The sequence below is a fragment of the Moraxella lacunata genome (genome assembly GCF_002027545.1).
GTDB classification, from domain to species: domain Bacteria; phylum Pseudomonadota; class Gammaproteobacteria; order Pseudomonadales; family Moraxellaceae; genus Moraxella; species Moraxella lacunata.
In genome coordinates this window covers 1-21,977 of record NZ_MXAN01000054.1, presented here as the reverse complement: position 1 = coordinate 21,977, position 21,977 = coordinate 1, and the positions used below count along the sequence as shown (strand labels likewise).

18 protein-coding genes and 1 tRNA gene are annotated in these 21,977 nt (G+C 44.1%); 10 read left to right on the top strand and 9 right to left on the bottom strand.

Annotated elements, in window-relative coordinates; translation table 11 throughout:
- Nucleotides 1-128: 128 nt before the first annotated feature.
- Both B5J94_RS08100 and ppx read right to left on the bottom strand, forming a co-directional pair.
- A complete protein-coding gene (locus tag B5J94_RS08100; protein ID WP_079364056.1) occupies nucleotides 129-380 on the bottom strand; it encodes a hypothetical protein in 252 nt (83 codons plus the stop codon).
- Nucleotides 381-384: 4 nt separating this feature from the next.
- Nucleotides 385-1,941 (bottom strand): exopolyphosphatase, encoded by a 1,557-nt coding sequence (ppx, locus tag B5J94_RS08095; protein ID WP_079364055.1) that lies wholly within the window; start codon nucleotides 1,939-1,941, stop codon nucleotides 385-387.
- A 141-nt stretch (nucleotides 1,942-2,082) separates the two neighbouring features.
- Between ppx and B5J94_RS08090 the strand changes: the two genes are divergently transcribed.
- Both B5J94_RS08090 and B5J94_RS08085 read left to right on the top strand, forming a co-directional pair.
- Nucleotides 2,083-2,319: a hypothetical protein gene (locus tag B5J94_RS08090; RefSeq protein ID WP_062501521.1), complete on the top strand. Its 237-nt coding sequence runs from the start codon at nucleotides 2,083-2,085 to the stop codon at nucleotides 2,317-2,319.
- Nucleotides 2,316-2,684 (top strand): type II toxin-antitoxin system VapC family toxin, encoded by a 369-nt coding sequence (locus B5J94_RS08085; RefSeq protein ID WP_062501520.1) that lies wholly within the window; start codon nucleotides 2,316-2,318, stop codon nucleotides 2,682-2,684. The genes B5J94_RS08090 and B5J94_RS08085 overlap by 4 nt, the downstream gene beginning before the upstream one ends.
- A 259-nt stretch (nucleotides 2,685-2,943) precedes the next feature.
- Here the strand turns inward: B5J94_RS08085 and B5J94_RS08080 are convergent, their stop codons facing one another.
- Entirely contained in the window at nucleotides 2,944-3,939 is a 996-nt protein-coding gene (locus tag B5J94_RS08080) for an RluA family pseudouridine synthase (RefSeq protein WP_062498910.1), read from the bottom strand.
- Nucleotides 3,940-4,459: 520 nt separating this feature from the next.
- Between B5J94_RS08080 and B5J94_RS08075 the strand changes: the two genes are divergently transcribed.
- The 5 genes from B5J94_RS08075 (at nucleotide 4,460) to B5J94_RS08055 (ending at nucleotide 10,267) form a co-directional block, all read left to right on the top strand.
- The gene (locus tag B5J94_RS08075; protein WP_062498911.1) at nucleotides 4,460-8,263 is read left to right on the top strand and encodes an Rne/Rng family ribonuclease; all 3,804 of its coding nucleotides are present in this window, start codon (nucleotides 4,460-4,462) and stop codon (nucleotides 8,261-8,263) included.
- Between the two features lie 114 nt (nucleotides 8,264-8,377).
- Nucleotides 8,378-8,454, top strand: a tRNA-Pro gene (locus B5J94_RS08070).
- Between the two features lie 584 nt (nucleotides 8,455-9,038).
- The gene (locus tag B5J94_RS08065) at nucleotides 9,039-9,227 is read left to right on the top strand and encodes a hypothetical protein (RefSeq protein ID WP_062498912.1); all 189 of its coding nucleotides are present in this window, start codon (nucleotides 9,039-9,041) and stop codon (nucleotides 9,225-9,227) included.
- A gap of 371 nt (nucleotides 9,228-9,598) precedes the next feature.
- Nucleotides 9,599-9,820, top strand: a complete 222-nt coding sequence (locus B5J94_RS08060; protein ID WP_062498913.1) for a hypothetical protein — start codon at nucleotides 9,599-9,601, stop codon at nucleotides 9,818-9,820.
- Nucleotides 9,821-9,946: 126 nt separating this feature from the next.
- Nucleotides 9,947-10,267, top strand: coding sequence for a hypothetical protein (locus B5J94_RS08055; RefSeq protein WP_062498914.1), 321 nt, complete (start codon nucleotides 9,947-9,949; stop codon nucleotides 10,265-10,267).
- 86 nt (nucleotides 10,268-10,353) lie between these two features.
- Here the strand turns inward: B5J94_RS08055 and B5J94_RS08050 are convergent, their stop codons facing one another.
- From B5J94_RS08050 to B5J94_RS08025, 6 genes are all read right to left on the bottom strand, one after another.
- On the bottom strand, nucleotides 10,354-11,502 hold the full coding sequence (locus tag B5J94_RS08050; protein WP_062498915.1) for an AAA family ATPase: 1,149 nt from the start codon (nucleotides 11,500-11,502) through the stop codon (nucleotides 10,354-10,356).
- A 60-nt stretch (nucleotides 11,503-11,562) separates the two neighbouring features.
- Nucleotides 11,563-12,321, bottom strand: a complete 759-nt coding sequence (locus B5J94_RS08045; protein WP_062498916.1) for a tRNA threonylcarbamoyladenosine dehydratase — start codon at nucleotides 12,319-12,321, stop codon at nucleotides 11,563-11,565.
- 149 nt (nucleotides 12,322-12,470) lie between these two features.
- Nucleotides 12,471-13,307 (bottom strand): TatD family hydrolase, encoded by an 837-nt coding sequence (locus B5J94_RS08040; protein WP_062498917.1) that lies wholly within the window; start codon nucleotides 13,305-13,307, stop codon nucleotides 12,471-12,473.
- Between the two features lie 139 nt (nucleotides 13,308-13,446).
- Entirely contained in the window at nucleotides 13,447-14,589 is a 1,143-nt protein-coding gene (locus tag B5J94_RS14800) for a hypothetical protein (protein ID WP_062498918.1), read from the bottom strand.
- A 59-nt stretch (nucleotides 14,590-14,648) separates the two neighbouring features.
- Nucleotides 14,649-17,513, bottom strand: coding sequence for an excinuclease ABC subunit UvrA (uvrA, locus tag B5J94_RS08030; RefSeq protein WP_062498919.1), 2,865 nt, complete (start codon nucleotides 17,511-17,513; stop codon nucleotides 14,649-14,651).
- 204 nt (nucleotides 17,514-17,717) lie between these two features.
- Nucleotides 17,718-18,233, bottom strand: a complete 516-nt coding sequence (locus tag B5J94_RS08025; protein ID WP_062498920.1) for a hypothetical protein — start codon at nucleotides 18,231-18,233, stop codon at nucleotides 17,718-17,720.
- A 794-nt stretch (nucleotides 18,234-19,027) separates the two neighbouring features.
- Here B5J94_RS08025 and metN point away from each other — a divergent pair.
- From metN to B5J94_RS08010, 3 genes are all read left to right on the top strand, one after another.
- Nucleotides 19,028-20,074 carry a methionine ABC transporter ATP-binding protein MetN gene (gene metN / locus B5J94_RS08020; protein WP_062498921.1) on the top strand — a complete coding sequence of 349 codons (1,047 nt, stop codon included), beginning with the start codon at nucleotides 19,028-19,030 and terminating at the stop codon, nucleotides 20,072-20,074.
- Nucleotides 20,064-20,753, top strand: coding sequence for a methionine ABC transporter permease (locus B5J94_RS08015; RefSeq protein WP_062498922.1), 690 nt, complete (start codon nucleotides 20,064-20,066; stop codon nucleotides 20,751-20,753). The genes metN and B5J94_RS08015 overlap by 11 nt, the downstream gene beginning before the upstream one ends.
- Nucleotides 20,754-21,063: 310 nt before the next feature.
- A complete protein-coding gene (locus B5J94_RS08010) occupies nucleotides 21,064-21,939 on the top strand; it encodes a MetQ/NlpA family lipoprotein (protein WP_062498923.1) in 876 nt (291 codons plus the stop codon).
- Nucleotides 21,940-21,977: the final 38 nt, after the last annotated feature.

Here is a 21,977-nt window from a genome sequence, read left to right as displayed (position 1 = left end):
CTTGGAGTATTGTAAGCATGTGTTGATAAGTAGTTCTTTTTATACCAAAGTATCGTTTAAACTCACTGTCGTTTAGTTTTTCAGCTTGCTTGGGTGTCATGTCTTGGTTTTTTAAGGTTAAATGGGTATTATAACATGATGTGTTGTTGGTTTGGAAAGGGGTCTATTAAATCATCTGGTGTCGCACCACCAATGAACGACCATGCTATTGGCATTATCATCATTATCATAAAGAAACCATAAATCCGCCAAGCATTTTGAAAAACTCTGCCATATTGCTCGACAAGTTGCTCTTTGTCGACATTCTCACGCATGATGACAAATGGTAAGGGAATACTCATACGGCTTGGAATGTTGTCATTGCTCTTGTGTGCGGTCATGGATTTACCCCACCACCGACAACTTTACCCCCCATTTGGCAAACTGGGCAATGTCGGCGGTCAATTGGGTGCTGATAAGCTCTTTGTGCAAGCCGTCGCCTAGCGTGATTTTCCAATGGTCTTTGTCTTTATCCATGACCGACAGATAAATGGGGGCGGATTTTATGGTGCGAGAATGGTTGGCGGTAACGGCAAGGCGTAAAATCAGGCACAAATAGGCAAGTTTGCGACCGCCTAGGTTTTCAATAATATCTAGGTTTTCGGATTTAAGTTTTCGTCTGTGGTTTAGAGCGATTTGAGCCATGCTCGCCTGCCCTGATTGAGCAAAGCCTGCAATGTCTGAGAACTCCAACAAATACGCACTATGACGCTGATAGTTGCTATGACCCACGGCAAGCCCAATCTCATGCAAGTTGGACGCACGGCGGAGCAAGTCCCTGTCTTCATCATCAAAGCCCAAATCCGCCTTGACCATATCAAACAGTCGCCCACAAGTCGTCATGACACGCCCTGCCTGCTTAAAATCCACCGAATACCGCTCAGCAAGGGCGGACACCGAACGGTCTCGCACGTCTTCATTATCAAGTCGCCCCAGCATGTCATACATCACGCCTTCACGCAACGCCCCGTCTGAATAATAAAGCTCTTTAATATCAAGCGTTTGCATGATTGCCAAAAGCTCCGCCACTCCTGCTGGGAATACCGCTTGGCGATGAGCTTTTACCCCTTCAAAGGTGATTTTGTCAATGTTGCCAAGTTTGATAAGGTGTTTTTTTAATTTTATCATGCCGTCCAGCGTGATGACATCTTTGGCAAATCCAAGCTCTTCTAGCCCAAGTTTACACGCCTTTGCTGTGCCAGATGACGCGATGGCGTTATCCCAGCCTGTTTTTTTGTAGCGTTTGGCAATGCTCAAAAGCTCGGTTTGGGTTGCCGTCATCGCCCCGTCAAAGGCACGCTCGCTGATACGCCCGTCTGCAAAAAATTTACGAGTAAAAGACACACAGCCCATTTGCAAACTTTCCATTTCAATGGGTTCAAACCCTTGTCCGATGATAAATTCGGTACTGCCCCCACCAATGTCAATCACAAGGCGTTTGTCGGTACTGGCGTTAGAGTGCGACACGCCAAGATAGATAAGGCGAGCTTCTTCACGCCCTGCGATGACTTCAATGGGCTTTGGCAAAAAGGCATTGGCACGGCGGATAAATTCTTGGGCGTTCACCGCCTTTCTTAGGGCGTTGGTTGCCACCACCCTTAGGCGGTCGGGGCTGATTTCGCTGACATGGGGCAAAAAGCGTTTTAGGCAGTCAATGCCACGCTCCATGGCTTCCTCAGATAGGACGTTGTTTTCATCAAGCCCTGCCCCTAATTGCACTTTTTCAGAAATGCTGGCGATACGGCGAACTTCGCCATGGTCAAGCCGAGCGATTGCCAAGTGAAAACTGTTTGATCCCAAGTCTATCGCTCCGATTAGTTCATCACGGGACAGCCCTGTGTCAGAAATGGATTTGGCAATGGCTTCGTGGCGGGCGGTCGTGTCTATCATTACAGGTTTCATGGCGGTTTTTCCAAAAAATATAAATGACTACTGTAAAATAAAATTGGCAAATTGTCTAGGGCTTTTTGGGGAAATTGGGTTGATTTGGGGTGGTGGGTGTTTTACAATGGGGGTGTTAAATCAAAGTCAAAGAGTAACATTATGGTTATAGAAATCAGCCTATTGCCCCAAGTGGTTCAACAACAAATCCTAGCGGTAGAACAAGGGCAAACAGTAGCATTTACCAATCACGGTAAAGTCATCGGCACATTGAGCGGAGAGAAACCAAAAGATAGCCTTATGGCGGTTGCAGGGATTTTGCAAGGCAGGGGCATTGACGGTTTGGAATATGAACGTCAAATTCGCAGTGAATGGGTGCGAGAGTGGGAGCGTGAATGATGTATTTGATTGATACCAATATCATCATTTATCATTTGGCAAATATGCCACAAGCCGTAAACTTTTTGGATAAACATCGTGGTAATTTGGCAATCTCTACCATTACCGTATCGGAAGTTTTGTCTTTTGATATGAATGATGATGATTTGACCGCAACCAAAACATTTTTGCAAGATAATTTTATATGGCTTGATGTAAGCCGTGAGATTATTTTTAAAAGTGCTGACATTCGCCGTATCAAGAAAACCAAAACCCCAGACGCAATCATCGGAGCAACCGCCATTTGTCATGATTTGATATTGGTAAGCAGAAATGAAAAGGATTTTATGCATTTACCCATTGATTTTGTTAATCCTATGGCGTAGTTGGGTTTGGTAGTATCATCAGATTTTAAACAATGGGGTAATACCTTGATTGAAAACGATAGTTTTTAAAAAGGTGCGTGGTACGCACCCTACTTACAGCCAACAAAATTGTATTTTACTACAAAAACCGTTCGCCCTGAGCTATGCCTGCGGGTCGGTTTCCGTCATGGTTCGACTTAGCTCACCACGAACGGAAACCGTGGTACTTTTTCATTTTGTATAGTGTACTTTTTAAACCAAGACCAAATAAAATGGCATCTTAGGCGTTATAACCCCAAACCCTATCCCCCACAATCCCCCTCATATCATCGGGCATATCCGCTTCCAACACCTGTACACCGTCATCGCTTGGCACGGCAATCCGCCAAGCGTGCAGACACAGTCGTTTTATGCCTTTTTGAGTCGCAAGGCTTGCTTGCGTGGGCGACTGATATTTGTCATCGCCAAGCAAGGCATGACCGATACTTGCCATATGCACACGGATTTGGTGCGTGCGTCCTGTCAAGGGACTTGCCTTGACAAGGCTTACCGCCATGCCGTCTATCTCAAAATTTGCCAAGACTTCTATCACGGTTTGGGACGGCTTGCCGTCTTTATCTACCCTAACTCGTCTTTCGCCATTTTTTAGGGTGTATTTGAGTAATGGCTTGTCTATTTTTTGACCGCTCTTGACCGTCCCATGCACCACGCACAGATAGTCTTTTTGTATGGTTTTTTCTCTAAAATGGGCTTGTAAGTCTTTCAAGCTACTGCGTTTTTTGGCAATAAGGAGTAGCCCCGATGTGTCTTTGTCAATCCTGTGAATGAGTTCTAAATATTTTTTGCCCGTTGCCACTCGCATGGCTTCAATCACCCCAAAACTCTCGCCACTTCCGCCATGCACCGCCAAGCCGTGCGGTTTGTTTAGCACAATCAAGCCGTCATTTTCAAAGACCACTCGTCCAAGCAAGCCTTTGGCAAAGTCATCTGACACCACAGGCTCATCACGCAACGATAGGCGAATGGGAGCGACACGCACGACATCGCCCACACTTAGGCGGTCATGGGGCTTACAGCGTTTTTTGTTGATACGAATTTCATCGTCTCTGATGAGCTTATATAGGTGCGAGCGGGGCAAGCCTTTTAGGCGAGCGAGCAAAAAATTATCAATGCGTTGTCCGTCTTGGTTGGCAGTTACGGTCAAAAAATTGACACGGCTAAAATCGCTAATCACATCATCAGCCGATTGGGGCGTTTTGGGGGAATTTTGGGTCATATTGTTAAATTTTTAAAATTTTGATAGGAAAATTTGGGTAAATCTGATATAGTTTAGCACGTTACCAAATAAAGTGATGACAAAAGTGAAATTTTTGCCAAAAATGGCGTTTTGATTAAAAATACCAAACATAATCTTGGTATTGATTATTTATATTCATCACAGGTAGCCCACCCAATTTTTTATTTTGCACATCAAGGTGCGTAAGATTTTTTGCCAAACACACACAAAAACACAAGACAAACACTGTTTTTGTAGAATCCGCTGTTTGGTCTGATCGGTGCAAGCGATGACTGTATGATTAAGGGTTATTCCCAACCAATTTTTTAGGCGTTGAACTGATTTGGTAATCATTTACCAAATGGGTTTTTAGTTTTGTAGATTTTTATTGTAAAAAGCCAAAACAAGGATACTCATGTATCCGATTTTTGCAAACCTAACACACCATAAAGCCCAACCATTTGTCTAATAGGCAACGCCCTATCTTACCGCCTTGATGTTTACTTTTTTAAGGAACATCATGAAACGCATTCTTATCAACGCCACCCACAACGAAGAGATTCGTGTGGCACTGTGCAAAGACCACCACCTTTACGATTTTGACCTAGAAAATCGCACTCGTGAACAAAAAAAAGCCAACATCTACAAGGGGCATATTACCCGTGTGGAGCCGTCATTAGAAGCGGTATTTGTGGAATACGGCTCGGCTCGTCAGGGCTTTTTGCCCCTGCGTGAGATTGCCCCTGAGTATCTCAAAGGCAACCCACGCACCGACAATATCCGAGACATCATCAAAGAAGGCGACAGCGTCATCGTTCAAGTCGAAAAAGAAGAACGTGGCAACAAAGGGGCAGCCTTGTCCACCTACATCTCGCTGGCTGGGCGGTATTTGGTACTCATGCCAAACAACGCCAAAGGGGGCGGTATCAGCCGTCAAATCTCAGGCAAAGTGCGTGATGAAATGAAGCAAATCATCGCCAGTCTATCAATACCCCGTGGCATGAGTGTGATTGTACGCACGGCAGGGATTGGCAAGGGCTTTGATGACCTACAAAACGACCTAAACCACCTGCTTGATGCGTGGTCATCTATCCTAGAACAAAACCGCACTCGCCCAAGCCCCTGCCTTGTTCACCAAGAAGCAGGCGTGGTTACTCGTGCCGTGCGTGATTATCTGCGTGATGACATCGGCGAAGTGTGGATTGACTCTGAGAACGCCTATAACGAAGCGGCTCACTTTATTGCGTCTGTCATGCCAACCCAAATGGGCAAATTGCGTAAATATACCGATTATGAACCCCTATTTACCCGCTTTGGCATTGAGCGTCAGATTGAAACCGCCTATCAGCGTGAAGTGCGTCTGCCGTCTGGTGGCTCTATCGTCATCGACCAAACCGAAGCCATGGTGGCAATCGACATCAACTCCGCCAAGTCCACCAAAGGCTCGGACGTCTCCGAGACCGCTTACCACACCAACCTAGAAGCCGCCGATGAGATTGCCCGTCAGCTACGCCTAAGAGACATGGGCGGTCTGATTGTCATTGACTTTATTGACATGAACGACCCACAGCACCAAAAAGACGTGGAAAAACGCTTAATTGATGCCACCCGCTACGACCGTGCCAGAGTGCAGTTTGCCGAGATTAGCAAATTTGGTCTTATGGAGATGAGCCGTCAGCGTCTGCGTCCGTCCCTAGAAGAAGCCACAGGCTATCTGTGTCCACGTTGTCATGGCAATGGCATGATACGGGATTTGCGTTCTTTGGCTCTGTCTATCATGCGACAAATCGAGCAGATTGCCCTAAAAGAGCGTATGGGCGAGATTCAAGCCGAAGTGCCGACCGAGATTGCTGCCTTTTTGCTGAACGAAAAACGTGAAAGCCTTGTCTATCTAGAACAAGACTCAGGCACACGCATTACCGTTTTACCGCACGCCCACTTAGAGTCGCCCAATTTTAGCCTACACTTCAACCCAGACGGCTTTGCCCCAGCAAGCTATGAGCGGATTGTTGATGTTGAAGAACGTGAAAACATTGACCGTGGTTATGAAGTGAATTGGCAAACCAAAACCGATGAGCCGACCACGGTGGCAAACCGTTGGCAAAAGGCAGATAATGCCACCGCCAAAGCCAAAGACCAAAAAGGCGATAATAAACGAGATAAAGCCCCCCAAGAGACCCCCAAACAGTCCCAAGAAGTCAAAGCTGTGGCATGGCTGTCCAACCTATTCGCTCCTAAGCCACAGGCACGCCTTACTCATGCCCTAAATAACGCAGACGCTGCCGCTGCCATCGAGTCCATCGTCAATGGTGGGGCGAGTAGCTTGGGTGCATTTGGACAAATCAACCTACCAAAACCCAGCGAAACCACGTCCAAAGAAGCCCCACAAAAGCCAGAAAGAGCCGAGCGTAACACCCGCACCGAGCGTGATGACAAATACAAGAAAAAATCCAAACCTGCCAATGATGACAAAAACGACAAGGCAGAAAAGCGTGAAGGTGTCCGTGATACCCAAGGCGACAAGGACAAAAACAGAGCCGAACGCCGTAAAAAAGAGCAGGACTACTACCCCAAGCGTGAGCCACACTCTCAGCGTGAACCTCGTGGCGAGACGGTGCGTGGCGAGACACTAAAACCTGCCGACAAAGCGGACATGGTGAATGCCAACAGTCATCAGTCAGGCAAAATCTCTCACGACAAAACGGACAAAGGGGCGGACAAATCAACAGCCAAGCCCCAAGCCCATGAATCAAAGCCAGAATCAAAACATGAGCCAAGAGCAGATAAAGGCACTGATAAACCTACCAAAGCTGACCGCACCACACATAAATCTGCCAATCCTGATGAAGTGGTGCTACACATCAGCCCCATCACCGAGCCTGAGATGACAGGCGATGTGGTGCATGTCTCGCTAGACAACAGCAAACCCAAACCAAAACGCACCAAGGTCGAAAGAGCCGAAAAAACCGAACCTGCCGATGAACCCAGCAAAGACAGCGACGTGGCAGACTTGGCGGTGCCAACAGAAGTGCAAGCAGAAGTGGTGGCAGAGACCATCGGTGTGGATGGTGATGTTACCGCCCCTGTTACTGCACCTGCCGATGATATAGGAGCAAATCAAACAGGGCAAGTCACATCCACCCAAGTAGATGAAGTGAGCACCCATGCTAATGACATGATACAGCGCACGGACGCACCCACTGCCAATGTCGTGAGTGCAGAACGCCTAACCACGCTCGCCCAAGAGATGAACAAGGCAATCAACGACCCCCGAGTCGTGGCAGTCGCCCTGCGTGAGAAGCTCGGTCTGACCAAAGCACAGCCAGCCCCCACTACAACTCGCCCGACCATCACAGGCACGGCAGGCGAGTTTATCCAAAGCGTGTTAGGCGACACCCTGCCCCAAGCATGGCGTGACGACTTTGTGGCACACTTTTTGCGTGCGGTAGATACCATTCACGCTGACAAACCCACAGAGACCCACTCTGCGACAGACGGCGAGCAGGCGTTCGAACAGGCGTTTGCCGAGCAGTTCGCCAACTATGGCTATGCCCCACTCTCAGACGAGTATTTGGCAGACTTTGCCGAGCATACCACCGCACAGCGTGCATGGCACATCGGACAAGGCAAAACCGAAGCCATACCACGTCCCATCGCTCAGCGTGCCAGCAACGACCCCCGTGGTCAGCACCCTGACTTAGGCACAAGTCCTATCCTTGATGAGACGGTAGGCAAATCTGTCCCGAATGTAGTAGCAGATGAGACGGCAGCCCCTGCCACAGAAGCTCACAAGCCTGAGCCTGTGGACAGCCCTGACCTGCCAGCAGGCGACATGGCTGAGCCTTTACCCCCTAAGACAGAGCCTAGCACAAATGACACTACCGAGCCGAGCTTGTTAGAGTCTGCCAGCGATACCATGGATAAAGTGTTAGAATCCGCAGAATCCGCCTTAGAATCTTTGGTGCAAGCCTTGGATGACATCATCAGCCCAGCTGATGAACCCAAAGACGATGGTCAAACGTCAGACTCCAAAGCCCCCAAAGCAAGTGATAAGGCAAGTGATGAGACCACCAAAACCAGTCCTACCAGCTATAAGGACATGATTGAGAGCGTCTCAGGTCAGCTGTTACAACCAACAGGGATTTTAAATTTGGTAACGCCCAAAAAGCCCAAGCCCGCCAAAGCAAAAACCCCAAAACCTGCCAAAACCCCCGCCAAAAGAACATCTAAGGCAGCCCAGAAGGCAGAAGTCGTCAAACGCAAACCCAAAGCCGATGACAACGCTCCACTTGATAACCCATCATCTGATGACAATCAGGCGTGATGAACCGTCATACAAAACCGCTCAAATCTCATTGGGCGGTTTTGCTTTACGATCAAAACATGATTTAAAAATCGCTTGCAATCTGCCAAAAACCTGCTATAATAATCGCCTATTCGGGGTGTAGCGCAGCTTGGTAGCGCACTTGCATGGGGTGCAAGGGGTCGCGAGTTCGAATCCCGCCACTCCGACCATACAGCAGTCTAGGGCTATCTCACATTGTGCGATAGCCCTTGATTTTTCTAACTTATATCTCTTTTCCTTGTCTTTGGTTGTCCACCATAATCTATTGCTATCCATGAATTTTGTTGGTATTTAAGTTCGCCATCACAATATACCAAAAAATCCTTGCAGATACCGCCATTCAATGCCTACCGCCTAACAAAAAATGCACACCAAATAAGCCTAATAAAATCATATGGTTGTACAAATACACCGCCAAAAATAAAATAAAACCTAGCAAATGGCGAAAGTAGGAAAGTAAACTAAAAACCCCTACAAGCCCCATAAATAAAGGCTTTACGTCATTTTCCCCACGTTTTCCCCATTTTCCCCCAGATTGGGAAAATGCCTTGATTGGTTGTGTGATTAAATTTATAATGTACGCACAACAAACACAAGGACAACCCCATGACAGCTACCGAACGCATTCATCTTAGAACCACGCTCCACGCCATGATGAAGCAAGCAAGCGGTTGGGCGTGAACATGAGCCAATTTATTTTAGATAGTGCTTATCAAAAAGCCCTTGAAATACAACAACACCAAGAGAAAAACCCATGATTATTGACTTGCTACCACACATCAAACAAGCCATTATTGCCAAAGCCCACGAGCAGGGTTTAACGGTGCAGGAAATGCTCGCCAAAGATTATGATGATACTTGGCAGGTATTAGACCAACACGGCTTAAATGGCGATGAAATCCGCCTAACTGATGATGAAACACGGCATTTGATGACAGTTTGAGAATGTATTTTAAGGTTTAGATGGACTTAGATTGGGGCAATCTAATTAGATGATTCAAATTTGAATCATGTATCAGTTTTAAAAGGCTAGGAAGTCATGAGCCGAACGGTGGTTATTTTTCATACCTTAGACCGCCCCGCCTACCATCTTATTTATTAAGGCATGGTAAGGTATGAGAGCATGGCGATTTATGACTTTAAGAGCCTGTTCATGATTAGAGCGTGCCCACCATTGATAACATTTTTATAAAGTAAGGTCAAAACTTAACACTTTAACTCAATTTTTGTAATGAAAATATCCGTTTAAACAGGCGCGCCCACCCTTGACAGAATTGTTTGGCTAATTTAGGATAAATTAAAAAATTACCAATTATGAAACTTATCGCCCCCTTACTTATCATCTTATCATGCGTGGCGATTACCGCCATGATTCTATTATCCAATAACCAAAGCCAATTTACACATATCAGCTATGACATGTGTACGCATAAAGAGTTAAGTAAGATTACCCTAAAACATGGGGCGGATTATATGACCAATCATGATTTTGATATGCCTGCCCTTCATGTGATTGGCGACAAACAAACCATTTAAACAATCCAAGATGAATTTAATCAAATCCAAAATACGCACTCGGGGGCGGATAATTGCCATATCTCCAATCTTAACTACCACGCCAAGCACGTCAATCCCAAATTAGCACCCCACATTCCTAATGACGTGGATTATATCAGCTATGCTCCGCCTAATATCAGACAGGATAAAGCGGTATATTGCCACTATCATTTTAGTGAGCAAATTTTTACCACGCCACAAGCAAAGTCGCAATGCCATTTTATTTATCTTGATAATGACCGCCTTATCACCGAAGACATTAGCGATTTAGAGCGACTGCATTTAACGCTCATGTATGGCACACATCAATTTTATAAACCATACAGCTTTGTTTATAAATGGCATGATAACACCCATTTACGCTATGGCATGACTTTTACCACCAAAGTGAATAATCAGCGTTATGGATATGCTGGTATTTATTAAGGGTAATTAACATATTTTTAAAAATAAAAAATAAGGGCAAATTTAATTGCCCTTATTCATCTATCTAAAATTTAACACCAATAGATTTAAACAAACCCAAATCCCACTTTTTTATCATCAACCGCTTTATATTCTTTTTCATCAATATGGGTTAATTCGGCAAGGGTCATCTCTTTGTCCACCGTGATGTCTTTGCCAATGGATTTTAGATAGGCATTGCATTTTTTAATGGACAATTTACCAAATTGATATTCAACAATGAGTCGCCCACGCCTTAATAAAGCATGGTCAATATCCATTAAATCGGCATTAAAGGTACAAATAAACTGACATTCTAATACGTCTGACAATATCCCATCAGCGATATTTAGAATAATGCCCACCACATCCGTTTGATTGCCACCGCCCACACGCTCGGCAATATAATTTTCGCAGTCTTCTAATACTAATACCGAATTTTTTTGTTCAATGAGCATACTCATAAATTCAGGTTTGGCAAGCTCGCCAATCATATTATTAGGCACAAAGATAAAATCCTTATCGGGAATTTGGGCGGTGAGCCATTTGATATAATTGGTTTTGCCCGTCCCTGCCAAGCCGTGCAATAATACCACGCCTTTTTTTCCTTGTGTCAATTCATCTTTAATTTTAGCATGAACAGGCAAAAAGTCGTCATTATACATTGTCTGCAAATCAAGCGTATAAGGCTTAATGCCTTGATGCTTAAATACCAAATCTCGCCCTTCTTTTAATAATAGCAATACTTTACTATCTTTTGATGTGTATTTTTGCAAATACTCATTAAAAAAGGTGCGAATATTGATTAATGAATGCTCATTTCTTGGGTCATAAAAAATATGGTCTATTCGCAAAAATCCTGATTCAATAATGGTTTTGTCATATTCATTGCTTAGGTTTTCGCTAGCGACAATAAATAAGCCATATTTATCATAAAAATAGCAAATTTCATTTTCATAAAATACATGGTTCTTTTTGTCAAACGCCACAGGATGATAATCGGTACATTTAACAAAATCTACCAGTCTTTCTTTTTTAATCACCATATCATGAAAATCAACACTAGGTAAAATGGACGATAAAAGTTGATAATAAGGGTTGTCATGCGTGGACGTAGAACGCTCCAAATCCTGTGCCACGATTTGATATTGATTATCCATATAGACTTCATTAAAAATCTTTTTTGGATGATAATGCTTAGATTGTAAAATTTTCATAAGATAACTTCGTTTTTTGTGAATGTATTCATTGCCAAATTAAGATAATAACAGATAAAGTTAAAAATTACCAATCATCTTCAAGCACTCACTTGCCATTATCATGCCCACGCTTGCCGTTACCGTAACTGCCGAGCCATAGCCACCGCAGTTAAGTCCGCTCTCGCAGGCATTGGCAAGTTTTAAGGGTTCGGACGAATAGACACATTTCATGCCAAACTTCTCTTTTAAAGATTTATTGATATTTTTATCTCTTAGGTTTTGGCGTAATTTGGCAAGTAAGGGGTCTTGATACACGTCTTTTAAATCGCTCACTTTTATTTGCAAAGGGTCAATTTTTCCCCCTGCTCCGCCTGAGATAATGAGCTTGACTTTATTGAATCGGCAATATAGGGCAATTGCTAATTTGGCATTTATGTCATCCACACAGTCTAATATAACAAGCGGTCTTTTTTTGACTTTGTAGTCTTTTATGGTTTCAATATTTGGTAATAACTCGCCAATATTATCAGGCGTGATAAATTCATCAATGGCATTGATTTTGATATTGGGGTTAATGCCGATTGCTCGTTTTGTCATCTCGCCAATTTTTGATTCGCCAAAGGTGTCGGTTAGGGCGGGCAGTTGGCGATTGACGTTGCTCTCCACCAGCACGTCCATGTCAATGAGCGTCAGCTCGCCCGCGCCAGTACGGGCAAGGGCTTCTGTCGCCCACGACCCCACGCCACCGATACCGATGATAACAACGTGAGCATTGGTAAATTTATCAAAATCATCTTGATATAGCGTGCGTGTGCCTGTAAATCTGCGGTTGGTCATTTTATTTTACTCTTTAAATTTTATTGATTTTTAAATAAATTAAGCGAATTAAAAAAACCGTTCGCCCTGAGCTAAGTCGAAGGGTGAAACGGTTTTTCGTCATGGTTCGACAAGCTCACCACGAACGGAAAAACCCATTAAAAAATCATTTAATAATATTCAAAATTAGTTTTAAATGCCTCATTGCTGTTTTGCCAAAGTTGATATGCCAAGGTTTCTTTATCCATATTAAATAACACCGCCAATTCATCTAAAACATATATTAAATTTTTGGGTTCATTAAAATAATTACCGCCCAGTTGAGCAGGGATAGGATTCATATCAGGGCAATCGGTTTCAATCACAAAAGCAGATACGCCAATTTTATCAAATACCGTTTTTACCGCTTGGCGTAATTTTTTGGCATTGGGGTTGGTGATTTGCCCTGTAATGCCAATTTTAAAACCCAATTTGGAAAAATGCAACGCTTCATTTTCGCCACCGCTAAAACTGTGAGCAATACCGCCTTGATTATGGGCGTTATATTTTTGTGCTTTTAAGAGTTTTAGGGTATCAGCGTGCGATTTACGAATGTGCAATAAAATAGGCAAATCATGCGTTTTGGATAAGCCTATTTGCTCTATAAAAAATCGGCATTGTTTATCATAACTATCCGCCGATTTTAATTCATCAGGATAAGTATCAAGCCCTATCTCGCCAATGGCAATGTTGGGATATTTTTTTAGATAATTATCCAACAGAATTAAATCATCATCGCCATGCTCTTTGATATATAACGGGTGCAAGCCACACGCCAAATGGTGCTTAATTGGATAATGGCTATCGGCATGGTGTTTGACCTGTCTCATTCTGTCAAAATACTTTGCCAAATAGCCGATAAGCACCACATGACGCACGCCATGAGCAAAGGCGATGTGATTGTATTCATCACGCTTGTTGTCGTATTCGGGTACGTCAAAATGGGTGTGGGTATCGAATAAATACATCGCATTCCTAAGTATTTTAATAGATTTTGACTTTAATCAATTTTAGCAAAAAAATGCTAGGGGGTTTTTAAAAAAATTTCTCAGCCACCCACCCCAAAGTGTGCGTAAAGTGCGTAACACGCACTGCTTTTGCCATACACTACGGTTTTTTGACCATATCAATCAATTTTCCTAATTGGTCCATACCATCTAGTGTGGTTGGAATTTTGTCATCAGTTGCCACAATTGGGGCAAAAATCACACTTTCAAACCGCTCCAAACTCTCTTTCATATTTTCACGCATTTCTTTGCTGTCAGTTGCATAGTTGTGAATAAATTGACATAAAGATAATCGTAAATCCAATTGTAAAATCTGTGATTGAATAGCTTTTATATTGTATAGTGATATTCTAAAAAAGTAGAGCAAAATACCAATAAAAACAATAAAAGATGTGATTACTATTATCAAAATATTTAAATTAAGTTCTCCCAATCCAACTTGCTTCAAAGACCAAACAATCTTTAAAATTAGAGAAATCATAATAATTGTCATTAAAAAACAATTAAATCTTTTTTCTTTTATCAATTCTTTACTTTTATCATCTTTCATTTTTTGAAAAGCATTTGATAAGCCAATAAAATTAAATTCTTGGCGTTGATTTTGTAGGCTGTTTTCTATGTTTTTTATTTCTGACTTTAAGTTTTCACATTTTAAATTATTGTTTTCTATTTCATTTATAAAACCACCTAAATTACTTAATTTTTGAGAAATATCTCCATTGTGTTGCATATATTTATCATAAGCAAACTTTGGGGTATTTGTAGCTATTTTAACAAAATCAAAAGCCACTCCTTGTTCAAAAACAGAAATATTTTGCTCAAATATTTGCACAATTGACTTGCATTTATTGTATGCAGAATGATTAATATTTTCATATTTATAAAATATATACCAATACAAACATTCATAGTTGATTATGAAAAAGTCGCCAATAATATCGTGTTTTAGTTTTTCTATTCTATTTGTTTCTCCAAATACATCATCATCAATTAAAGTTTGAAGTTTAGCCAGTTTAGTTTGTAAAGAAATATATCTTTGAGATACACAATAAACAACTTCTTTTGTATTAATATAATCGTCAATGTCTTTAAGGAATTCATTAGAAAAGTTTAATACATCAATAAAAGCAGATAGAATATTTTTATATTTATTAAAATTCCCATCATCTTTACATTGGTTAAATAAATCTTTTAAAAATGGCTTAATTTGCTCAAACTCATCACTTGTATATCTAAAATCCATCGTTATCTCCAATGCAATTCGCCCCACTTTCGGTCAGCAGGGCTTTTACTCTTTATTTCTTACTTCTCCAATATCGGTTTCAAAAACCGCCCTGTATGCGATTTTTCGTCTTGTGCCACCTGTTCGGGCGTGCCTGTGGCGACAATCTCGCCCCCACCCGAACCGCCTTCATAACCCAAATCGACGATATGGTCAGCGGTCTTGATGACGTCCAAATTATGCTCAATGACCACCACCGTGTTGCCCTTATCACGCAGGGCGTGCAAAATGTCAAGCAGTTTGGCAATGTCTTCAAAATGCAGTCCTGTGGTCGGCTCATCTAGGATATAAAGCGTCTGCCCTGTGTCTCGTTTGGCAAGCTCTTTGGCAAGTTTGACCCTTTGGGCTTCGCCCCCTGATAGGGTTGTGGCGGATTGCCCAAGCTGAATGTAGCCCAAACCTACTTGCATAAGAGCTTCTAATTTGCGATGAATGGCAGGAATTGCTTCAAAAAACACCAATGCGTCCTCTACCGTCATGGCAAGCACGTCCGAGATGGATTTGTCCTTGTAGTGGACTTCTAGGGTCTCACGATTGTAGCGACTGCCTGCACAGACGTCGCACGGCACATACATGTCTGGCAAAAAGTGCATTTCCACCTTTATCATGCCGTCTCCTTGACAGGCTTCACAGCGACCGCCCTTGACATTAAAGCTAAACCGCCCCGCCTTATAGCCCCTTGCCCGAGCTTCGGGGGTTTGGGTAAATAGGTCTCTGATGAGCGTAAACACGCCCGTATAAGTGGCAGGGTTGGAGCGTGGTGTGCGACCGATTGGCGACTGGTCTATGTCCACCATTTTATCAAGGTGTTCAAGCCCCGTGATTTTGTCATACGGCTCAGGCACAAGCGTGGTTGCGTTATTTAGGTGCGTGGCGGACAGTGGCATGAGCGTGCGGTTAATGAGCGTGGATTTGCCAGAGCCTGATACGCCTGTGATACAGGTCATCACGCCGATTGGGATTTGTAGGTTTACATTTTTTAAATTATTGCCCTTGGCTCCGTCTAGGCGGATATACAAAGGCTCGGTTACGGTTTTTTTGCCTTTTTTTATCTCGCCTGTCTTGGCACTGTGGCGGATTTTGGGAATCTCAATGCGTTTTTTGCCCGATAAATATTGCCCTGTTAATGAATTATCGTTACCTGCAATCTCGTCCGCCGTTCCTGTGGCAATCACCCGTCCGCCATGCACGCCTGCCCCCACGCCAATGTCAATGATGTGGTCAGCGGTGCGAATGGCATCTTCGTCATGCTCCACGACAATGACGGTATTGCCTAGGTCTCGTAAGTGCGTGAGCGTGGATAACAGGCGGTCATTGTCTCGTTGGTGCAAGCCAATGGACGGCTCATCTAGCACATACATGACCCCCATTAGTCCCGCCCCGATTTGGCTTGCCAGACGGATACGCTGGGCTTCCCCGCCCGATAAGGTCTCGGCAGAGCGGGCAAGGGTCAAATATTCTAGCCCCACTTTGGTCAAAAAGCCCAAACGTTCACGGATTTCTTTAAAAATCTTATCCGCCACTTCGCCTTTATGTCCGCCGATGTGTAGGTTTTCATAATACTGCCACGCTTGCCCTATCGGCAGGGCAATGATGTCGCCCACGCCCCGTCCGTCCACTTTGACGTTACGGGCGATGTCGTTTAGGCGAACGCCGTTACACACGTTGCAAGTCGTGTCAGATAAATATTGGGCTAACTCATCTCGCACGATGTTGCTAGTGGTGCTGTGATAACGGCGTTCTAGGTAGGGCAAAATCCCTTCAAATGGCACGGTTTTGGTCGTTTTACGCCCCCGTTCATCGGTAAAATTAAAGGTCAGTTTTTCTTTGCCCGAACCGTTTAGGATAATGGTTTGCTCTTTTTTGGTTAAGTCTTGCCACGGCTTATCCATGTCAATGCCAAAATGCGTGCAAACGGTGGTCAGTAGCCCAAAATAATAAGCATGGCGTTTGTCCCAACCGTGTATCGCCCCTTGATTTAAGGACTTGGCAGGTTCGGTAACGATACGCTCGGCAGAAAAATACTGGCGTTTGCCAAGCCCATCACAAGACGGACACGCCCCAGCAGGGTTGTTAAAACTAAACAGGCGTGGCTCCAACTCACTCACCGCTCTATCGCAGGCAGGACAAGAGTGCTTGGCGGATAGCACGGTCTCGCTCTCATCGTCCATATCGTGCAAAATGGCAATGTCCGAGCCTAGCCGTAACGTGGTCTCCAAGCTCTCCGCCACACGGTTACCCAAATCATCTCGCACCTTAAACCTATCCACCACCACGTCTATGGTATGCTTGTGCGTTTTGGCAAGCGTGGGTAGCTCGTCCATGTCATAGACCACCCCGTCAATGCGAACTTTGGTAAAGCCCTGTGCCTGTAAGCTCTCCAACAGGGCAATATGCTCGCCCTTACGCTCACGCACGACAGGGGCAAGGAGCATGAGCCGAGTGCCGTCAGGTTTGGCAAGAATGTCGTCCACCATTTCGCTCACCGTTTGGGCGACCATGGGCAAGCCGTGTTCAGGACAATGGGGCGTGCCGACACGAGCGAACAGCAAACGCAAATAATCATACACTTCGGTAATCGTACCGACGGTGGAGCGGGGGTTGTGGTTGGTTGATTTTTGTTCAATGGCAATGGCAGGGGATAAGCCTTCTATGCTATCCACGTCAGGCTTTTCCATTTGTGATAAAAACTGGCGAGCATAAGCAGACAGGCTCTCCACATAACGTCTTTGCCCTTCGGCGTAGAGCGTATCAAAAGCCAGCGATGATTTGCCCGAACCTGACAAACCCGTAATCACGACCAACTTATCTCGTGGAATGTCCACGTTGATGTCTTTTAGGTTGTGGGTTTTTGCCCCTTTGATACTGATGTATTCGTGTGCCATGATGTGCCTTATTTGCTTAATATTTTGATAAATGTGGGTTTATATAATGGGGGTGTTTTTAAAATTTGAAATGGCAATAACCAAAATTTACAATGATAAAACAGCACAAAAAAACCACCCAAATATAGAATATTTAGGTGGTTTATTTTATGAACCCAATTAAAATTAATCAGGCAAATTTAACTTCTGTTTATTTAGTACTTATTAGTACTTCACACGATACCATGCATCACGAGCAGCAAGTTTGGCTTGTTCCCACGCCAGACGTGATTCGCCTTTAACTTCATTCCATGAACGCTCCAAATCACTCTCATAATCTTCAAAACGAGCGTCAGCAGGGTAGCGTGGACGGTTGGCATAACCTACGGCATAAGCAGGTAGGTAGTCACGGTCATAATCATAGCCTGCTACATAGCTTGGCGATGTGGCATAGTGAGCACGCCAGTAAGCTTCTTCGATGGTTGGGTCAAAGGCTTCACCTGCGGCACTGCCTGCACCACCACCAACGACTGCACCCACAGCCCCGCCAATCAACGCCCCTAGTGGACCTGCTAAGGCACCGATGGCTGCACCTGCAGCTGCACCGCCAAGACCACCAACGGCTGTACCCACTGGATGTGAGCCTGGCTCACCTGTGATTGGGTCAGCGTTTAGGTCTGCTTTTGCTTCGTCAGACATATTTTTTACAACGTCACGATCGATATTGTCATAGTTACTCATGATGAATTCCTTATTAAAGATGGATTTGTTACTTGGTTATTTACTGATTTAAGGTAAAGTGAAACTCTATTTTCATTTTAATGTTGATGTTGTCATGTCTTATTTAAACTAAAATAAACCTAACAAATCATCATTAAAATCGTCCAAAATTGGCTTTACCCACGACACCAACCACGCTACGTCATTCATGCTTATCATCTTGGTCCAACAGATATCAAGCATTCATTTGGTATTTTCTCGTTGGCGATGGGTGTATGATAGGGGATTTTTGGGGTGTGTGATAGCCACAAAATGTAAAGTCATCGGCAGTCTTGTGCGTGCTTTACCCTAGAAATTTTAAAAATGTTACGCCATTGTTGCAACTGTCGTGGTTGTGCGTAATTGTGGGGAGAAGTGTTGATTTTGGGTAATTTTTGGACAATTCGCTGTGCAAAAACTTTATTTTTTGACAGGTGTTATTGATGTTTTGATATTGACAAATTATCATCGCTAACCTGCTAATTCATCTAGGGCAATTGCACTACAAAATTTTACATAAAATTGATTAAAAATCAAGCAGATTTAGTATTTATAGTTAATTTTATCTAAATATATTTTTAATAAATTATTCAAAGTGTAATTGGTTTGGTGAGTTTTTAAATAATTTATGTCTAAAAATTACCAATTTCTTTAAAAACATAATTTTATTTGCTAAAAATTAAATATAGTGCGATTGCCCTGCTAATTCATCAATTTTTGCCATAACACCCGCCCAATCCATGCTATAATAACCAATTTCCCCAAATTTACCCATTATGATAAGATTACAAGGCGTCAGCAAAACTTTCGCCATAAAAAAAGACGGCAAACCCACAACCTTTACCGCCCTACAACCGACCGATTTGACGGTGGCAAAGGGCGAGATTTTTGGTGTGATTGGAGCCAGCGGAGCGGGCAAATCCACGCTCATTCGCTGTGTCAATCTCCTAGAACGCCCCACGACAGGACACGTTTTTGTGGACGGTGTGGACTTGATGAGCCTAGACAACACCGCCCTTATCAAGGCTCGCCGTCATATCGGCATGATTTTTCAGCAGTTTAACCTGCTCTCATCTCGCACGGTGTTTGACAATGTTGCCTTAAGCCTTGAACTGTCTGACACACCCAAACACGTCATCAAACAAAAGGTAAGCTCCTTGCTTGAACTCGTGGGCTTATCCGAGCGTCATCACGCCTATCCGTCTAGCTTATCAGGCGGTCAAAAACAGCGTGTCGCCATTGCCCGAGCGTTGGCAACCGACCCAAAAGTTTTGCTCTGCGATGAGGCAACCAGTGCCTTAGACCCTGCCACGACAGGGGCGATTTTGGATTTGTTAAAAAAAATCAACAACGAACTTGGCATTACCATACTGCTCATCACGCACGAAATGGACGTGGTCAAACGCATTTGTGATAAAGTGGCGGTCATTGACAAGGGTGTGTTGGTGGAGCAAGGCACGGTGGGGCAGATTTTTGCCAATCCCCAAACCGAGCTTGCTCATGACTTTATCAAGGCGACTTTTCATGTGAGCTTGCCTGATGAATTTTTGGCACGCCTGCACGCCCATGAGACGGACGGCACTTATCCTGTGATACGCTTTGAATTTAGTGGCAAAACGGTGGACAGTCCGCTTTTTTCGGAGGCGACACGGCGATTTGGCGTGGCGTTTAACATTTTGACTTCACAAATGGACTATGTGGGCGGTGTCAAGTTTGGCGTAACCATTAGCCAAATGATTGGCGAGCGGACGGCGTGCGTGGAGGCGTTGGCGTTTTTTACAGAACATCATGTTGGATTTGAGGTGTTAGGCTATGTGGCATGAGATTTATCAAGGCTTTATGAGCGAGCTAACCCCCCAAATGTGGCAAATGGTCTATAAGTCCACTTACGAGACGGTCTATATGGGGTTGGTCTCTACCGCCATATCGGTGCTGGTGGGGTTACCGCTTGGGTTTTTGGCGTTTTTGACGGGCAAGGGGCGGATTTTGACAAACAAGCCCTTATTTGCCATATTGGACGTGATTATCAACGTGGGGCGGTCGGTGCCGTTTATCATTTTGCTCATTATTTTGTTGCCCTTTACTCGTCTGATTGTGGGGACAACACTGGGGACGACCGCCGCCATTGTGCCACTTGCCATGACCGCCATTCCTTTTGTGGCAAGGCTTACTGCCAACGCCCTAGCCGAGATTCCCACAGGTTTGACCGAATCGGCTCACGCCATGGGGGCGACCAACTGGCAAATCATCACAAAATACTACTTCCCCGAGAGCCTACCCATACTCATCAACGCCATAACGCTCACGCTCGTCTCGCTCATCGGCTACTCAGCCATGGCAGGTGTGGTCGGCGGTGGCGGTCTAGGCAATCTGGCTATCAGCTATGGCGAACATCGTGGCATGGTCTATGTCAAATGGATAGCGACCGTCATCATCGTGGCGATTGTCATGATATGCCAAAAAGTGGGGGATATGCTTGCCGAGCGGTTTGATCACAGATGATATGCCAAAATGGCATAACCTTTTGTTAAAATTTTAGCCAAAATTCATATTGAAGTTTGGCTAATTTTTTGCTTTAATATGCTAAAATTTATTGTTGTCATGATTTTGTCATTTGATAAATTTAATAGACTTCTTGCAATACTAGGTTTTCCGTTCGCTCTAAGCTATGCCTTCGGGTGAAAGAAAACCTTTTCATGGTTCGACAAGCTCACCACGAACGGTTTTCTTTAATTCTAAGTTTTGCAAGAAGCCCAATGATTTTAAATTGACAAACAGATAAATATCATTCCTTTTTAAACAGAGAACTCTTATGAAAGCAAACAAATTTTTTGGTCTGTGTGCCTTGGCATCAGGCATTGCCCTAGTTGGCTGTGGTGGCGACAAACCTGCCCAAACCGAAACCAAAACCGACACAACCGCCCAAACCACAACGGCAACCACAACCGCTTGCCCTGCTGGCGACCCCAACAAAATCAAAGTGGGCGTGATGAGCGGGCCTGAACATAAAGTTGCCGAAGTGGCTGCCAAAGTCGCCAAAGAAAAATATGGTTTGGTGGTAGAATACGTTGAGTTTAACGACTACGCCCTGCCCAACACCGCTGTCTCCAAGTGCGACCTAGACGCCAACGCCATGCAACACAAGCCCTATCTTGACAAAGACAGCCAAGAGAAAAAACTGGATAATCTGGTCATCGTAGGCAATACATTCGTATATCCACTGGCAGGCTATTCTAAAAAAATCAAAAGCATAAGCGAGCTTAAAGACGGTGCTATCGTGGCGGTGCCAAACGACCCGTCAAACCTAGCTCGTGCATTGATTTTGCTTGAAAAACAAGGGCTTATCAAGCTAAAAGACAACACCAACCTATTCTCAACATCGCTTGACATCGTAGAAAACCCCAAAAAACTTGAAATCAAAGAAGTGGATACATCAGTCGCCGCTCGTGCCTTAGATGACGTGGATTTGGCGGTGGTGAACAACACTTATGCCGGTCAAGTGGGCTTAACCGCCAATGACGGCGTGTTTGTTGAAGACAAAGATTCGCCTTATGTGAACATCATCGTTGCCCGTGCCGATAACAAAGACTCGGACGCTATCAAAAACTTCGTTCAAGCCTATCAGTCTGATGAAGTGGAATCCGAAGCCAAAAACCAATTTAAAGACGGTGTGGTCAAAGGCTGGTAAATGAATAAAAATAAGGGCGTGATTGAACCGCACCCCAA

Bases quoted from the DNA above. Each gene is read 5' to 3' on its own strand.
- B5J94_RS08010 (WP_062498923.1), top strand. From the start codon at position 21,064: ATGAAAGCAAACAAATTTTTTGGTCTGTGTGCCTTGGCATCAGGCATT.
- B5J94_RS08015 (WP_062498922.1), top strand. From the start codon at position 20,064: ATGTGGCATGAGATTTATCAAGGCTTTATGAGCGAGCTAACCCCCCAA.
- metN (WP_062498921.1), top strand. From the start codon at position 19,028: ATGATAAGATTACAAGGCGTCAGCAAAACTTTCGCCATAAAAAAAGAC.
- B5J94_RS14800 (WP_062498918.1), bottom strand. From the start codon at position 14,589: ATGGATTTTAGATATACAAGTGATGAGTTTGAGCAAATTAAGCCATTT.
- B5J94_RS08075 (WP_062498911.1), top strand. From the start codon at position 4,460: ATGAAACGCATTCTTATCAACGCCACCCACAACGAAGAGATTCGTGTG.
- uvrA (WP_062498919.1), bottom strand. From the start codon at position 17,513: ATGGCACACGAATACATCAGTATCAAAGGGGCAAAAACCCACAACCTA.
- B5J94_RS08085 (WP_062501520.1), top strand. From the start codon at position 2,316: ATGATGTATTTGATTGATACCAATATCATCATTTATCATTTGGCAAAT.
- B5J94_RS08025 (WP_062498920.1), bottom strand. From the start codon at position 18,233: ATGAGTAACTATGACAATATCGATCGTGACGTTGTAAAAAATATGTCT.
- B5J94_RS08045 (WP_062498916.1), bottom strand. From the start codon at position 12,321: ATGACCAACCGCAGATTTACAGGCACACGCACGCTATATCAAGATGAT.
- ppx (WP_079364055.1), bottom strand. From the start codon at position 1,941: ATGAAACCTGTAATGATAGACACGACCGCCCGCCACGAAGCCATTGCC.
- B5J94_RS08040 (WP_062498917.1), bottom strand. From the start codon at position 13,307: ATGTATTTATTCGATACCCACACCCATTTTGACGTACCCGAATACGAC.
- B5J94_RS08100 (WP_079364056.1), bottom strand. From the start codon at position 380: ATGACCGCACACAAGAGCAATGACAACATTCCAAGCCGTATGAGTATT.
- B5J94_RS08080 (WP_062498910.1), bottom strand. From the start codon at position 3,939: ATGACCCAAAATTCCCCCAAAACGCCCCAATCGGCTGATGATGTGATT.
- B5J94_RS08050 (WP_062498915.1), bottom strand. From the start codon at position 11,502: ATGAAAATTTTACAATCTAAGCATTATCATCCAAAAAAGATTTTTAAT.
- B5J94_RS08065 (WP_062498912.1), top strand. From the start codon at position 9,039: ATGATTATTGACTTGCTACCACACATCAAACAAGCCATTATTGCCAAA.
- B5J94_RS08090 (WP_062501521.1), top strand. From the start codon at position 2,083: ATGGTTATAGAAATCAGCCTATTGCCCCAAGTGGTTCAACAACAAATC.
- B5J94_RS08060 (WP_062498913.1), top strand. From the start codon at position 9,599: ATGAAACTTATCGCCCCCTTACTTATCATCTTATCATGCGTGGCGATT.